Annotated in this window: 16 protein-coding genes; 10 read left to right on the top strand and 6 right to left on the bottom strand. The window is 44.2% G+C overall.

Going from position 1 to position 14,467, the window contains the following annotated elements:
• The first annotated feature begins 40 nt into the window (after nucleotides 1-40).
• The 4 genes from tcuA to NHB34_RS06790 all read left to right on the top strand — a co-directional run bounded on the left by tcuA (nucleotide 41) and on the right by NHB34_RS06790 (nucleotide 4,312).
• Nucleotides 41-1,462 carry an FAD-dependent tricarballylate dehydrogenase TcuA gene (gene tcuA, locus NHB34_RS06805; protein WP_353426889.1) on the top strand — a complete coding sequence of 474 codons (1,422 nt, stop codon included), beginning with the start codon at nucleotides 41-43 and terminating at the stop codon, nucleotides 1,460-1,462.
• Nucleotides 1,449-2,591, top strand: coding sequence for a tricarballylate utilization 4Fe-4S protein TcuB (gene tcuB, locus NHB34_RS06800; protein WP_353426888.1), 1,143 nt, complete (start codon nucleotides 1,449-1,451; stop codon nucleotides 2,589-2,591). Before tcuA ends, tcuB begins: the two co-directional genes overlap by 14 nt.
• Before the next feature lie 136 nt (nucleotides 2,592-2,727).
• Nucleotides 2,728-3,876 carry an aminotransferase class V-fold PLP-dependent enzyme gene (locus NHB34_RS06795; RefSeq protein WP_353426887.1) on the top strand — a complete coding sequence of 383 codons (1,149 nt, stop codon included), beginning with the start codon at nucleotides 2,728-2,730 and terminating at the stop codon, nucleotides 3,874-3,876.
• Between the two features lie 166 nt (nucleotides 3,877-4,042).
• Nucleotides 4,043-4,312 (top strand): protein tyrosine phosphatase, encoded by a 270-nt coding sequence (locus NHB34_RS06790; protein WP_353426886.1) that lies wholly within the window; start codon nucleotides 4,043-4,045, stop codon nucleotides 4,310-4,312.
• 1 nt (nucleotide 4,313) lies between these two features.
• On the opposite strand, the gene NHB34_RS06785 is transcribed toward NHB34_RS06790, so the two are convergent.
• Nucleotides 4,314-5,291, bottom strand: coding sequence for a DMT family transporter (locus tag NHB34_RS06785; RefSeq protein WP_353426885.1), 978 nt, complete (start codon nucleotides 5,289-5,291; stop codon nucleotides 4,314-4,316).
• A gap of 6 nt (nucleotides 5,292-5,297) precedes the next feature.
• Nucleotides 5,298-6,179 carry an NAD(P)H-hydrate dehydratase gene (locus NHB34_RS06780; protein ID WP_353426884.1) on the bottom strand — a complete coding sequence of 294 codons (882 nt, stop codon included), beginning with the start codon at nucleotides 6,177-6,179 and terminating at the stop codon, nucleotides 5,298-5,300.
• A 70-nt stretch (nucleotides 6,180-6,249) separates the two neighbouring features.
• Here NHB34_RS06780 and NHB34_RS06775 point away from each other — a divergent pair, with 70 nt between their 5' ends.
• On the top strand, nucleotides 6,250-7,665 hold the full coding sequence (locus NHB34_RS06775) for an MBL fold metallo-hydrolase (RefSeq protein WP_353426883.1): 1,416 nt from the start codon (nucleotides 6,250-6,252) through the stop codon (nucleotides 7,663-7,665).
• A 3-nt stretch (nucleotides 7,666-7,668) separates the two neighbouring features.
• Here NHB34_RS06775 and NHB34_RS06770 read toward each other — a convergent pair whose 3' ends face one another.
• Both NHB34_RS06770 and NHB34_RS06765 read right to left on the bottom strand, forming a co-directional pair.
• The gene (locus NHB34_RS06770; protein ID WP_353426882.1) at nucleotides 7,669-8,406 is read right to left on the bottom strand and encodes an ABC transporter substrate-binding protein; all 738 of its coding nucleotides are present in this window, start codon (nucleotides 8,404-8,406) and stop codon (nucleotides 7,669-7,671) included.
• A gap of 126 nt (nucleotides 8,407-8,532) precedes the next feature.
• The gene (locus tag NHB34_RS06765) at nucleotides 8,533-8,739 is read right to left on the bottom strand and encodes a hypothetical protein (RefSeq protein WP_353426881.1); all 207 of its coding nucleotides are present in this window, start codon (nucleotides 8,737-8,739) and stop codon (nucleotides 8,533-8,535) included.
• Between the two features lie 172 nt (nucleotides 8,740-8,911).
• On the opposite strand from NHB34_RS06765, the gene NHB34_RS06760 reads away from it, so the two are divergent.
• Genes NHB34_RS06760 through NHB34_RS06750 form a run of 3 tightly spaced genes read left to right on the top strand, consistent with a single transcriptional unit; the run spans nucleotide 8,912 to nucleotide 11,569 of the window.
• Nucleotides 8,912-9,769, top strand: a complete 858-nt coding sequence (locus NHB34_RS06760; RefSeq protein ID WP_353426880.1) for an LOG family protein — start codon at nucleotides 8,912-8,914, stop codon at nucleotides 9,767-9,769.
• 58 nt (nucleotides 9,770-9,827) lie between these two features.
• Entirely contained in the window at nucleotides 9,828-10,340 is a 513-nt protein-coding gene (locus tag NHB34_RS06755) for a hypothetical protein (protein ID WP_353426879.1), read from the top strand.
• Between the two features lie 11 nt (nucleotides 10,341-10,351).
• Complete coding sequence (locus NHB34_RS06750) at nucleotides 10,352-11,569, top strand: NAD(P)/FAD-dependent oxidoreductase (RefSeq protein WP_353426878.1); 1,218 nt, start codon at nucleotides 10,352-10,354, stop codon at nucleotides 11,567-11,569.
• A 25-nt stretch (nucleotides 11,570-11,594) separates the two neighbouring features.
• On the opposite strand, the gene NHB34_RS06745 is transcribed toward NHB34_RS06750, so the two are convergent.
• Complete coding sequence (locus tag NHB34_RS06745; protein ID WP_353426877.1) at nucleotides 11,595-12,353, bottom strand: TerC family protein; 759 nt, start codon at nucleotides 12,351-12,353, stop codon at nucleotides 11,595-11,597.
• A 60-nt stretch (nucleotides 12,354-12,413) separates the two neighbouring features.
• Between NHB34_RS06745 and NHB34_RS06740 the strand changes: the two genes are divergently transcribed.
• Entirely contained in the window at nucleotides 12,414-13,403 is a 990-nt protein-coding gene (locus tag NHB34_RS06740; RefSeq protein ID WP_353428565.1) for a tripartite tricarboxylate transporter substrate binding protein, read from the top strand.
• On the opposite strand, the gene NHB34_RS06735 is transcribed toward NHB34_RS06740, so the two are convergent.
• Entirely contained in the window at nucleotides 13,400-13,789 is a 390-nt protein-coding gene (locus NHB34_RS06735) for a group II truncated hemoglobin (protein WP_353426876.1), read from the bottom strand. The genes NHB34_RS06740 and NHB34_RS06735 overlap by 4 nt on opposite strands.
• 123 nt (nucleotides 13,790-13,912) lie before the next feature.
• On the opposite strand from NHB34_RS06735, the gene NHB34_RS06730 reads away from it, so the two are divergent.
• Nucleotides 13,913-14,443 carry a hypothetical protein gene (locus tag NHB34_RS06730; RefSeq protein ID WP_353426875.1) on the top strand — a complete coding sequence of 177 codons (531 nt, stop codon included), beginning with the start codon at nucleotides 13,913-13,915 and terminating at the stop codon, nucleotides 14,441-14,443.
• The last annotated feature ends 24 nt before the right edge of the window (nucleotides 14,444-14,467 follow it).

Genomic DNA, 14,467 nt, shown 5'->3' with positions numbered 1-14,467 from the left:
AAAAAAACAGTAAAGTATTTTCTTTTCCTCTAAAAGCTTCATGGTCGATGTTCTAGTAATTGGTGGCGGTAATGCTGCTCTCTGTGCTGCTTTGATGGCTAGGGAGGCTGGCGCTAGCGTGCTGCTTTTGGAAGCTGCGCCAAAAGAGTGGCGTGGCGGCAATTCTTCGCACACCCGCAATATTCGTGCAATGCACGATCATCCTGAAGACGTGATGCTGGAATCCTATCCTGAGGAAGAATATTGGCAGGACGTTTTAAAAGTCACTAGTGGCCATACCGATGAGCAATTAGCTCGTTACGTGATCCGCGCTTCATCGCAATGTCGCCAGTGGATGCAACATCATGGCGTTCGTTTTCAGCCACCACTATCAGGCACCTTAAATCTCTCACGCACCAATGCATTTTTTATGGGGGGCGGTAAAGCATTGGTTAATGCTTACTATCGCAGTGCAGAAAAATTAGGTGTGCAGATTCGATATGAGTCGCCCGTATCTTCTGTAGAAATTCAAAACGGTAAATTTGTTGCGGCGTATGTTGGTAATGAACGTATTCAGGCAAAAACATGCGTGATGGCTGCTGGGGGATTTGAGTCGAATCGCGAATGGCTTAAAGAGGCATGGGGCGTAAACAACCATGGCGAATCTCCTGCGGAAAACTTTTTAATTCGTGGAACACGATATAACCAAGGTGTACTGCTGAAACAGCTGATTGAGTTGGGTGCGGATTCAGTTAGCGATCCAATGCAAGCTCATATGGTTGCAATTGATGCTCGTGCCCCGCTATATGATGGCGGCATTTGTACTCGTATTGATGCGGTTTCATTTGGAATTGTTGTGAATAAAAATGGACAACGTTTCTCAGATGAAGGTGAAGATTTTTGGCCTAAGCGTTATGCTTTTTGGGGGAGGTTGGTAGCACAACAACCGGGTCAGATTGGTTACTCGATCATTGATTCAAAAGTGCTCGGACGATTTATGCCTCCTGTTTTTCCTGGTGAGAAAGCCGATTCTCTTGAAGAATTAGCCAATAAATTGGGTCTTGATTCTGGCGCTCTTGTAAAAACCATTTCGGCTTACAACGCAGCTTGTAGGGTAGGTACTTTTGATCATACGATTTTGGATGATTGCCATACGGAAGGTATTGAGCCCGCGAAAACGCATTGGGCTTTGCCGATTGATCAAGGACCATTTTATGGATACGCCGTTCGCCCTGGCGTAACATTTACCTATCTAGGTTTAAAGACGGATGAAACTGCCGCCGTCCGCTTTAATAATGTACCTAGCTCAAATTTATTTGTCGCTGGCGAGATGATGGCGGGCAATGTTTTAGGCAAGGGTTACGCAGCTGGTATCGGCATGGCAATTGGCACTGTTTTTGGTCGCGCTGCTGGAGTGCAAGCTGCACAAGTTGCACTAGCAGCAACAAAAAAACCAATGGAGTTTGCACATGCAAGCACTTAATGCGCTGATTAAAGAAGCCCAGGGTCAAATGACTACTCCAGAATCCGAGGCAGATCGTATGCTGCAGATCTGTAATGCCTGTCGGTATTGCGAAGGTTTTTGTGCGGTATTTCCAGCAATGACCAGGCGGATTGAATTTACTCCAAGCGTAGTTAATTATTTGGCAAATTTATGTCACAACTGTGGCGCTTGTCTGCATGCTTGCCAATATGCTCCGCCACATGAGTTTGGTGTCAATATTCCGCAAGTAATGGCTCAGGTTCGAAAAGAAACGTACATGGCCTATGCTTGGCCAAAAACATTTGGTTCCTTATATAAAAAGAATGGTTTGTTGTTGTCTTTGGTGACTGCCATTTCAATCTGTTTTTTCTTGATACTGAGCGCCTTATTAAACGGCACGCTTTCATCGGCATCCGCAGGCGGAAATTTCTATGCAGTTTTTTCACACAATACTTTAGCCTTGATGTTTGGCGCAGTATTTAGTTTTTCTTTGCTGGCAATAACGATTGGATTAATACGGTTTTGGTGTGAGATCACACCTGGATCTATTTCAGGTAATGCAGTGGCCGAAGCCACTCATGATGTATTGACTTTGAAATATCTTGGTGGTGGGCATGGGGAGGGTTGCAATAACGAAGATGATGCTTTTTCTCTATGGAGAAAGCGTTTCCACCATTTCACCTTTTATGGATTTATGCTGTGCTTTGCTGCGACGAGTGTAGCGACGGTTTATCACTATGTTTTTCATTTGCATGCACCTTATAGTGTGACTAGTTTGCCAGTGCTGCTGGGTATTTTAGGCGGCATCGGCTTATTAATTGGTCCAGCGGGTTTGCTGTATTTGAATTTACGAAGAAATTCCGCACATGGTGATGCTAGTCAAAAGCCAATGGATAGAGCATTTATTGCACTACTATTTTTAATTAGCGCTTCTGGTCTAGCTTTATTGGTTTATCGCGATACCCCAGCAATGGCTTTACTTTTGATTCTGCATTTGGGTTTCGTGATGGCTTTATTTCTAACGATGCCCTATAGCAAGTTTGCTCATGGCTTCTATCGAATGACGGCTTTGCTAAAAAATGCTGTTGAGAAACGCCAAAAGAATAGCCTACAGTTTGGCGCTGATTAGAGTAGGACCCATCTAGTTTTAGCGCACTCACCCCTTAAAAATCGACAAATTAATCAAGATTGTCTTGGTTGCGGTGCAATAAATGGGTAAATCGGTATCATTTAGGGCTATTCACAGAAATTCCTAGGAAATTACTATGCCAGGCTTACTTCCCAATGTTGATCCAGATGGATTGCTAGAGTTCTCAGTAGTCTATACCGACCGCTCATTGAATCACATGTCCGAAGAGTTTAAGCGTGTGATGGTTGATATCTCTAGTGTATTGAAAGATGCATACAACGCAAGTTCAGCCGTTATTGTTCCAGGAAGCGGTACTTTTGGAATGGAAGCGGTTGCGCGCCAATTTGCTAACAATCAAAAATGCTTAGTATTGCGCAATGGTTGGTTTAGTTATCGTTGGACCCAAATTTTTGAGTTAGACCATATCACTAGTGATATCTCCGTGCTCAAGGGTCGTCAGCTAGAGAATGCTGCTCAAGGCGTATTTGCACCGGCTCCTATTGAAGAAGTTGTTGCATTCATTAAAAAAGAAAAGCCGGCCGTAGTGTTTGCACCTCACGTTGAAACATCTGCTGGAATTATCTTGCCAGATGACTACATTAAAGCAGTGGGCGAGGCAGTTCGTTCTGTAAATGGATTATTTGTGTTGGATTGCATTGCCTCTGGTGCAATGTGGGTGGATATGAAAGCCTGCAACGTAGACGTTGTGATTACTGCGCCTCAAAAAGGTTGGAGTAGCTCTCCCTGCTGCGCTTTAATTGCTTTGGGTGAGCGGGCACGTGAGCGTATTGATGCAACTCAAAGTAGCAGCTTTTCTATGGATTTGAAGAAGTGGTTGCAAATCATGGAAGCTTATGAAAAAGGTGGTCACGTTTATCACACCACAATGCCTACCGATGCGCTTAAGATATTACGTAACGTCATGAAGGAAACTCAGTCGCTCGGCTTTGCCCATTTAAAAGCGAAGCAAGTAGAGTTGGGTGAAAAAGTGCGTAAGCTTTTAGAGTCTAAGGGTTACCATTCTGTTTCAGCCAAAGGCTTCCAGGCCCCCGGTGTCGTTGTGAGCTACACCACAGATCCAGATATTCAGTCGGGTAAAAAATTTATTGCATTGGGTTTGCAGACTGCGGCAGGTGTGCCATTGCAATGCGATGAGCGCCCTGATTTCCGTACTTTCCGTATCGGTTTGTTTGGTTTGGAGAAGCTTGGTCATGTGGATCGGACTGTCGACCATCTTGCTGGAGCTTTGGAGAAGATCACCGAAGCGCAACCTCAGCCTGCATAAGTTATTGCAAGCACAGCTGACAAAGTCCAATATAAAAAGGCCATCATCGATGGCCTTTTTATTTGCCCATAGATAGGCCAGAGTGACTTGGCATAAATCACAGATTTGGTATTTGTATTTAAACTTTGGTTATCATGAAGCATCATCTATTTTGTTGGAGAATCGCATGATTGGACGTACCGCCCGCTTAACCCTAGCATCTTTGGTATCAGCTAGCATTATTTTGTCGCCACTTTCAGTTTGTGCCGCCGATCCTGCGCCAGCACCAGCTGTGGCTCCTTCCGCTTCTCCTGCTACAGCGCCGATAGCCGCTCCAAGCGACAAAGCAGAGGCCAAGAAAGTTAAGAAGCAAGCTAAGCAACCAAAGAAAGCAGAAAAGAAATCAAAGAAGAAGTCTAAGAAAAAGACCAATGCTGCTGAGGCTGCAGCTCAGTAATTCAATTTAGCGGTTCAACCTCGTCTAGGTCGCCAGACTTTTGAGAGTTTGGCGACTTTTTTATTGGCGAGTCATTGCGTACTAGTAACCACATTGCGGCGATAACCAAAATCATGCCGCCGATCTGCATGCTGGTAATCGGTTCAGACAATACAAAGTAGCCTAAAAAAATCGTCGATACCGGTCCGAGTATGCCAGCTTGAGCAGCCAAAGGTGAGCCTATCCGATTAATGGCAATCATAATTAACAGCATGGGAATTACGGTGCACAAACTTGCATTAAGAAGGCTGAGCCAATAGATTTCTTGAGCCTGTTCAAAAATCGCGCTAGGGTTATGAAGCGTGGATTGAATGACGCTAAAGACCATAGAGGCAGAGCTTGCATAGACTACTAAGCGTACGCTGCCAATACGTTTGACCATTTCGCCAGAGCCAATCATATATAAGGCATAGCTGCAGGCACTACCAAAGACCAGCAGCATTCCTAGCCATGCATGCAATCCTGTAGAGCTAGCATCTTGAATAAATACAACGAATACACCAATGTAACCAACTACCAATGCGTACCACTGCATGCGGGAAATTGATTTGCCCAAGCCAAAGTAGGAAATTAATAAAACGATAGTGGGTGTAAGGTAAAGGACGATACGCTCCAAACCGACGGAGATGTATTGAAGTCCTAAAAAGTCTACATAGCTTGAAAGAAAGTAGCCCAAGAAACCAAGGAAAAATAGTTTTCCGCGATCACGCCAAGTAATGGGGTTCATCGGCTTTCGTCTAGTTTCCCACCAGAAGATCGCTAGAAATAGAGGAAAGGCCATTAGCATTCGTAAGGCCAACAAGGTTTCCGCATTTGCACCATAGACAAAGGCGAGTTTTACCAATACCGCCTTGCCAGAGAACAACATGGCGCCAATAGCGGCCATCAAAATACCATAGAGGTGGCGTTGGTGATGATGTGCTGAACTAGCTGATTGCATGCTGCTTTATAACAGGTTATTTAGTATGCTTCGCATTTCCAGAATAGTCTCGGACGGAGTCAGGCCAATTGGCCCAGTTCCTTTTTGAACTAGCTTATCCGCAGCACTAGCATGTAATTGAACGGCGATACAACTTGCTTCCCATAGATTTATATTGTGACGTACTCCTTGAGCGGCAATGGCACTAATGCTACCTGTTAAAACGTCACCCATTCCGCCAATACCCATGCCTGGATTGCCATCTTTGCATTGCAGGGGTGCTTTATTTGGTGCAGCAATTAAAGTATGTTGCCCTTTAAGAATGACGATAGATTGGGTCAGAGAGACTAGCTTTTCAACGCTACCCAGTCGATCTGACTGAATATCAGTTGTGGTTTGGCCTAAGAGTCTTGCCGCCTCTCCAGGGTGGGGTGTTAAAACAGTTTGATTTGGATAGTGTTGGTTGCGAAGTTGCAAGGCTTGCAATAATTCTTTGGAATCTGCGATCAGGTTTAATGCGTCAGCATCAATCACGAGTGCAGCATTATGTGTAAGACTGGCTTTGAGCCATTCTGTTGCCAAGTCAGATCTTCCAAGTCCAGGACCTATTGCAAGTGCATCAGGTTGACTTTGCTTTAATGACTCAATGGGATTTGGGTTTACTAAGCGAATCATGAGCTCAGGCTGTTGGCAATCGGCATGTGCGGAAGCGGGGTCAAACATTTCGAGGATAGTCCAGCCCGCCCCAAGATGTAGGGATGCATTGCCTGCTAGCAAGAGGGCTCCGGCCATACCAGCAGCACCACCAACCAAAATGACCTTGCCAGCATCGCCCTTATGTTCATGGGGTGCACGGCGTAGGCGCGAGATCAGTCCTAATGCGTTGAGTGTATCTGGCTTACCTGTCATAGTAGTTATTTCAGCATGATGGTCTTGAATGAGTGCTTGAGCTAATTGTAAGAGAGAGTATTCTGGGGAGATGAAGATTCAGTTTTTAGGTGCAGCGGGTGAAGTGACGGGTTCTCGACAGTTGGTTGAGACTGCTCTTGTTGGTAGTGTGCGACATTTCATGGTGGACTATGGAATGTTTCAGGGTGGGCACGAGGCAGACAATAAAAATTTAGAGCCAGTGCCTATACCGCCAAATGATTTGGACTTTGTGGTGCTGACGCACGCTCATATTGATCACAGCGGTCTATTGCCTCGCTTATGTGCTCAAGGCTTTAAGGGCTCAATTTACTGTACTAAAGCCACCCATGAATTATTAAAAATTTTATTGCCCGATAGTGCACATCTGCAATTGGCGGATTTAGAGCGTGCAGAACGAAAAATGAAATTGGGAAGGTGGCGAGGAGAGTTGCCAGTAGCCTTGTATTCGCGGGAAGAAGTGGATCTAGCGCTCAAACAAATTGAAGTGCTCGAGTATGGTCAGGAGTGTGAGCCCATGCCTGGAATTCATCTACAGTTCCGCAATGCAGGTCATATATTAGGATCTGCTATAGCTGTGATTGATATTCAAGAAGATGGTTTTCCGAAAAAACGTTGTGTTTTTTCGGGTGATATTGGTATGAAGGGTAAGGTGTTAATGCCCGATCCAGATTTGATAGCAGCGGCAGATGTGGTGGTGATTGAGTCAACCTATGGTGATCGATTACATCGAGGCCTAGGTGAAACTGAAGCTGAATTTGTTGAAGTAATCAAAACAACTATGGCCAATCAGGGTAATGTGATTATTCCTGCATTTGCGGTAGGTCGCACCCAAGAAATTTTATTCATTCTGATCGACTTAGTGAGAAGAGGATTGCTGCCGCACTTATCTGTGTGGGTAGACTCACCTATGGCAACCGCTGCAACACAGTTAACTGAACATTTTTTCTCGCAATTAGACTCGCATTCGCAGTCAACCTTCAGTTGGTACAAAAATAATCTTAGTGCAGTAGACCTGCGGTTTATTGCGGATGTTGAAGAATCAAAGGCGCTCAATAAGATTAAGGGGGGCGCCATTATTATTTCAGCTAGTGGTATGTGTGATGCTGGGCGAATCGTGCACCACTTAGCAAATAACTTGCCTAGGGCTCAAAATGCCATAGTCATTACTGGCTTTCAGGCATATGGAAGTCTGGGTAGACGCCTGGTTGATAAAGTCGCTAAGGTAAAGTTGTTTGGTGAGGAGGTTGCAGTGAGAGCTTCAATACACACTATTGGTGGACTCTCAGCTCATGCTGACCAGGCGGGTTTGCTCGATTGGTTGCAGGGCTTTAAGTCGCCTCCAAAGACTGTTTTTGTTGTTCATGGGGAGCCAGAGTCAGCCTCAGTGCTTGCCCAATGTATCCGAGAAGAGTTGAGCTGGAAGAATGTGATTATTCCAGAGCGACTCCACTCGTACGTATGCTAGTTTCTATTCTGCTACTTTAGCGCCTTCAATTTGGTGTCGTTGCATTGCCTGCGCCACAAATCCAGATTGCTTTAGCTGACTGATGATTTCACTTAAGTAAGCGGTGGTACTTTCATATTCTGGCCGCGCTTTCGGTATACCAATTGCTTGATTAATTACCATAAAGCGTCCAGGCAGCATGCGCAATCCAGCATACCGTTTTGCATCGCTCTCTAATTGTTGTTTTACTCCCGCTGCTATATTCCCTTTGCCAGACATGAAGTCATCGACTACCGCTTGAGAGCTTGCAGCCCGCAATAGACTTGCTTTTTTTATTTCACGAGTTAGAAAAAGGTCGTAAGCACTGCCTTTACCAACCACGATTTCATTTCCTACTACATCAACCTGTTCATTTGCTGTAATTGGAGAGGTCACCTTTACCATGTACGCTCCCTCAATCTGAATATAGGGGGGTGTATAGCTAATATCGGCGCCTCGAATTGGATCAATGGCAACAAAGACTAGATCAATATCTCCAGTTTTTACGGCATCCACTGTATTGCCAGCGGTTTTAAATGGAATCAGCTCAACAGGCAATCCAGTGCGTTGACCAATTTCGTGGGCAATATCAATCGTTATGCCTTGAAGTTGGCGGGTTGCACTATTTTCACCTGCCAGGATCGGGTTGCCAAGATTAATGCCGACCCTTAGAGTCCCTGTTGGTGCAAATGAGGAAAGCATGCTTGCGTTGATTGTGTTCATGGTGCGAGTAGGTTGGCAGTAACAAAAAGTTGAAAAAGAATAGAGTGCAAGGTAAAAAAGAAATTTTTTCATGCGATCAAGATAAAAAAACCGCGGCGAACCGCGGTTTTAGTGTGCGAAAGAATATTACTTCTTAGCGTCAGCGGCAGGGGCTGCTGCTGGAGCAGCAGGGGCAGCAGGAGCTGCGGAAGCATCTTTTTTCTCTTCCACATGAGTTGCTTCAGCACCATGCTTTTCACCGCCCATATCAATATCGCCATCACCCTTTAAAAGTAGGTAGGCGGTGGCACCAATTAATACAAGCACCATAATGATGAGTGAACGATTGCTCATGGGGGTTTCCTTCGTTTTGGTTGAAATTGCATCCATCTTAACTCTACTTGGCGTCGTGGTAAATGCTCGTTGACGCTTAGCCCTTGATTTACTGGGCTAAACTAGGTATTAATACTGATTTTTGTGATGCATAGATAGTAAGATCGGATCACATTTATATTGAAGGCTATATATGAGCCCTAAGCTCCCCATAAACAATGCGCAGACTATTACTGAGTTTCTGAACCTGCATAAAGACCAGGTCTCTGAACAAGAGTCCGTTGATTCTTATAAATTTGCTTTTAATGATGAAGCATTTTTGTCGCGTAGAGAAACGATCGGTATTCGTTTTGAACTGGAACTGCTCAAACCAGAAATCCTTTTAAAAGAACATGGTATTGATCACACAATTACTGTCTTTGGTTCTACGCGATTTGTGAGTCGCGAGAAGGCGGAGAGTTTAGTAAGTGAAGCAAAGACCCCTCAGGAAACTGCGGATGCAAAAAAGGCTTTGCTACATAGTCAATACTATGAATCCGCTAGAGAGTTCGGTTCAATAGTTGCCTCATATAACAAAACACAAAAAGAGAGTGCTAATAAATTACACATCTGCACTGGTGGTGGTCCCGGCATTATGGAAGCCGCCAATCGTGGCGCTTTTGAGGCCGGGGATGAAACAATTGGATTTAATATTAGCTTGCCTAGAGAGCAGCACCCCAATCCTTATATTAGCCCGGGATTAAGTTTTCGCTTTCATTACTTTGCTCTTCGTAAGATGCACTTTATGTTGCGAGCTAGAGCGATCGTAGCTTACCCTGGAGGCTTTGGCTCTTTTGATGAGTTGTTTGAAGTGCTAACCCTGATTCAAACCAAGAAGGTTGTTAGCATCCCAGTCATACTGGTCGGCAAATCTTTTTGGAATGAGATGGTGAACTTTGAAGCCATGGTGAAATTTGGCGTTATAGACGAAGTGGATATGAAGGCCATTCGCTTTGTAGAAACTGCTCAAGAGGCCTGGAAGATCATTGCAGATTGGTATCAATTGATCTAAGCGGTCCAATTTAATGCCCTCAGCTCGGTAAAATACTAAAAATACTTTTTATCTCATTATGAATCCCACTCATACAAGCATTGCTACCGCTATGGATCTGCCTGGATACCTCTTAGGTGGAGTGATGCTTTTGGTGATTATGGTATTTCATGGGGCACTATTGCTGCAGATTGCAAAACGATATGAAGTAAAAACATTAATTTATCTTGCCGATAAGCGTTATTCTGAGGTTGGACTTTGTTTTTACATCAGCGTGTTTTATTTATTTTTAACGCACATCGCAGAGATTCTGCTTTGGGGCTTTGCACTTTATGGCTTCAAGTTATTGCCAGAGTTAGGTCAAAGTATTTTGTTTAGTGGCAGCACTTATACCGCTATGGGGTTTATGGAAGACATCTTGCCAAATGGTTGGAAAATGTTGGCGGTGATTATTGCTTTCTCCGGCATGTTTTCTTTTGCCTGGACTGCATCAGTCATGATTTCGATGACCAGAAATTTTCGCCAGGCATACACAAGACTGCACATGAAAAAACTCAATGTTTCCCCTGAGATCATTGACCGCATTGAGTAGGGCATGCCCTGATGCGTAAGGCATGGGATGCCATCATCGTTGGCGGTGGGGCTGCAGGCTTGTTTTGTGCGGGTGTATCTGGTCAACTTGGTAAAAAGGTCTTAGTTTTAGATCACGCCTCTACGCTGGGTGAAAAGATTCGTATTAGTGGCGGCGGTCGGTGTAATTTCACGAATTTACATAGTGGCCCAGCGAATTTTTTATCGCTTAATCCTCATTTTGTTAAAAGTGCTTTAGCCAGATATCCAGCTACAGAATTCATTAAGCTGGTTCACTCATATCGAATTGCTTATCACGAGAAACATCAAGGACAACTTTTTTGTGATGATTCGGCAATGCAGATTGTAGAAATGCTAATGGCCGAGTGTGCACGCGGTAACGTCACCATCCGCCATCCGGTAACTGTAAAGTCGATTGTTCAAGAGGCTAATGGTTGGTTAGTACAAACCAGTGCTGGTATGGAGCAAGCTCAATCGTTAGTGATGGCAACAGGTGGATTGCCTGTGCCTGCTATTGGAGCAAGTGCCTATTCATTAGACATTGCAAAACAATTTGAATTGGCTGTGGTTGAGCCTCGACCTGCATTAGTACCGCTATCGTTTACTGCAGATGCATTTGACTATCTTCAAGAGTTAGCCGGATTAAGTGTTTCCATCGGTATTGAGTCTGGGCTCAAAGGCATTCGCTATGGTGGTTGTCGTTTTCATGAAGATGTCTTGATTACCCATAAAGGACTTTCAGGGCCTGCTATTTTGCAGGCAAGTAGCTATTGGATTGAAGGTGAGCCAATACGAATTGATTGGCTTGCAAATTCTGATCAGTCAGGAGCGATTCGTTGTGATGACTTATTTGGTGATCATGATCAGCGCTTGAAGTTGACGGAAACTATGCTAGCTTCTCTAATGCCACAGCGCCTTGCAAAAGCTTTTGCAGAGCAATGTGGATTAATGGGGCGAAAGTGGGCCGAAGTATCCAAAAAGGATCGTCAAGCACTAAAGAATCTTTTAACGGATTGGTCAATAAAGCCAGCTGGCACTTTGGGCTGGAAAAAGGCTGAGGTAATGTTGGGCGGCGTCAGTACTAAAGACTTAGATAGTCAGACCATGATGTCGCGCAAGCATCAAGGCTTATATTTTATTGGCGAATGTGTTGACGTGACTGGTCATTTAGGCGGCCACAATTTTCAGTGGGCATGGGCTAGCGGCCATGCTTGCGCAAAAGCCCTTTAGAGACTTTCTCAAAAAGCGTTTACGTTCATGCTTTACGTTTTTTCTTTTCTCTTGAGCGAATATTGAGAAGCTCGACCGCTAGTGAAAAGCCCATTGCTACATAAACATAGCCTTTAGGAATGTGCATGCCCATGCCCTCAGCTATGAGCACCACTCCAACTATCGTTAAAAACGATAAAGCTAAAACTTTAATTGAAGGATGGCGATGTACAAAGTCTCCAATTGGTTTGGCTGCGATGAGCATAATGACAATGGAGAAAATCACCGCAGTAATCATGATGCTAATTTGATCCACCATGCCCACAGCAGTAATCACACTGTCTAATGAAAAGATAATATCGAGCAAGCCAATTTGTACGATAGAGCCCACAAATAAACTGAACAGTGATTTGTTTGTATTGTCCGTATTTCCAGTGATGTCATCTAGGCCGTGATCTCCAACTTCTACTTCGGTATAGATTTCTTTAGAGGCTTTCCAAATGAGGAAGAAGCCGCCTAATAATAAGATCAGGTCTCTTCCGCTAATTGGATTTTCTGAAATGGTAATGAGCGGTTCGGTTAAGCTCATGACCCACGACAAGCTGAGTAGCAATAGGACTCGAGTTGCGAGGGCGAAAAGTAGACCAAAACGACGAACTTTTTCCCGAATTTCAATTGGCAGGCGATTGGCAATAACGCTAATGAAAATAATATTGTCTATGCCCAATACAATTTCTAGCGCGGAAAGCGTTAAAAATGCTACCCAAGCATTGGGGTCACTCAATAGTTGCAAGGCGTTTTCCATTATTTTTGATTTTTCATAAGTCGCATTAAGATGAAGTGTATCTAACTTAACTGAATGCAGATTACTTTTATGTTGCTTAAGCCCATACAAATTATCAGGACATTGTTTTTAGTAACTAGCCTCTCTATTCCATTCTATGGGGTGCACGCTGCATATCCCGAAAAACCTATCAAGATCATTATTGGTTTTCCTGCGGGTGGGCCATTAGATGCACATATTCGTTTATTGATTGACAAGCTGCAATCTATTTTGGGTCAGCCAGTCATCGTAGATTACAAGGCTGGTGCAGGTGGCGCAGTAGGTGCTCAGTATGTAATGCAAGCTCCTGCAGATGGATATACCGTGTTGCTGGCCAATACAGGGACCATGGTAATTAATCCAGCAATCTATTCAAAATCACCCTATGAAACATTAAAGGATTTTCAGCCGATTGCGAGAACGGCCCAGCAACCATTGGCGCTAATTGTTAATAAGGATGTTCCTGTAAGTAGTTTAAAAGAATTTGTTGCCTATGCAAAAGCTAATCCAGGTAAATTGAATTATGGCTCTGCAGGTAATGGCGGTATTTCACATCTTGTCCCTGAGATGTTAAAAAATGAAACTGGTATTTTCATGGTGCATATTCCATTTAAAGGAAGTGCGCCCGCATTTACAGATTTAATTGCAGGGCATGTGCAATTTATGGCGGAGTCTGTTCCTCAGGCAGCAATCTATGCAAAACAAGGTAAGGTAAAAGCGTTGGCGGTGACCAGTGCCAAACGGAATGCCGCGCTACCTAATACGCCAACAGTAGCTGAAACCGGCGTAGCCAATCTGGAAGTTGTCGGGTTTTATGGAATCCTTGCTCCTAAAGGAACGCCACCAGAAGTGGCAAGCCAGTTAAGTCATGCATTTAAAGAAACTTTAGAATCCCCTGAGATACAGAAGCGAATGATTGATCAAGGTGCTGATCCAGCTTATTTAAATCCCGAGCAATTTACCAAGTATCTTGCTGCTGAAATGCCAAAGTGGGCTAGAGCAGTCAAGCAGGCAGGAGCAAAGTTAGATTAGGGTGCTTGATTGCGCATCCAATTTGCAGTGTTGAAGAATGACTCTTCTAGTTGTTTTGCAATATTGCCTTCAATGCCACAATCTTCCATTGCGCGATACATGCAAGCAAGCCATTGGTCGCGCTCATGAACGCCAATCTTGAAAGGTAAATGCCTAGCGCGCAGCATGGGGTGTCCATACTTGGGTGAGTAGATATCAGGGCCGCCCATCCACCCAGTTAGGAAAAACTTTAACTTTTCTCTCGAGGTGGATAAATCCTGGGGGTGCATGGACCGAATTCCTTGAAACTGGGGCTCTAAGGCCATTAAATCGTAGAACCGGTCGACTAATTCATCTATTTTGTCGACACCCCCAATGGTTTCGTAAATGCTTTTTCTTGCAGTCATAACGTCATTTTAATGCCTTAAATTTGTGGGATATTGAAGGCATTGGCAGCCTGTCCATTTCGGTATAGAGTGGATAGGTAAGCTGTCATAAACCCCTTAACCACAGGATGATTGGAGTTCAACATGGATGCAAAAGATTTACAAAAATGGCAACGTGAAAAAGCCAAAGAATTATTTGATTATTCCCATACTCTATTAGAGGCGGCCAAGAAACTCAGCGATCACCATATGGCTGAAATTGAATGGGGTATGAAAAATGCCTTAGATAGCGCAAAGTCAGCAGCAAAAAATGACCTAGCTAAACTCAAAAGTTTGCAAGAAGAGGCCGCTAAAGAGGCGGCTAAACGCGCAGCCGCTTATCAAAAAAAGGTGAAAGCTGTTTTGAAGGATTTGGGGGAGGGCGCTGCGGATGAAACAGAGAAACATCTTGAAAAAGTTCGTAGCTCCCTAGTAACTTGGCTGGAGGATGCCGAGAGCAAGGTGCCAGTTCATGCTGATAAGTTATCTAAAGTAGTAAATGAGATGTCGGCAGCAGGTCAAAAGATGTTTAAAGAAGGTCGCCGCATTGTGAATGAAGTGGCTGATGCAGCAGAAAAAAATATTGAAGGTATGGTCAAGAGACCTGCTGGCAGCAAGAAAAAGGGCGATGAGTAAGGCATTAAGTAATTAGACTATTTC

The sequence above is a fragment of the Polynucleobacter sp. MWH-UH19D genome, assembly GCF_040409795.1.
Taxonomy (GTDB): domain Bacteria; phylum Pseudomonadota; class Gammaproteobacteria; order Burkholderiales; family Burkholderiaceae; genus Polynucleobacter.
The sequence above is the reverse complement of the archived record's forward strand: the minus strand, read 5'-3'. Positions and strand labels throughout refer to the sequence as shown.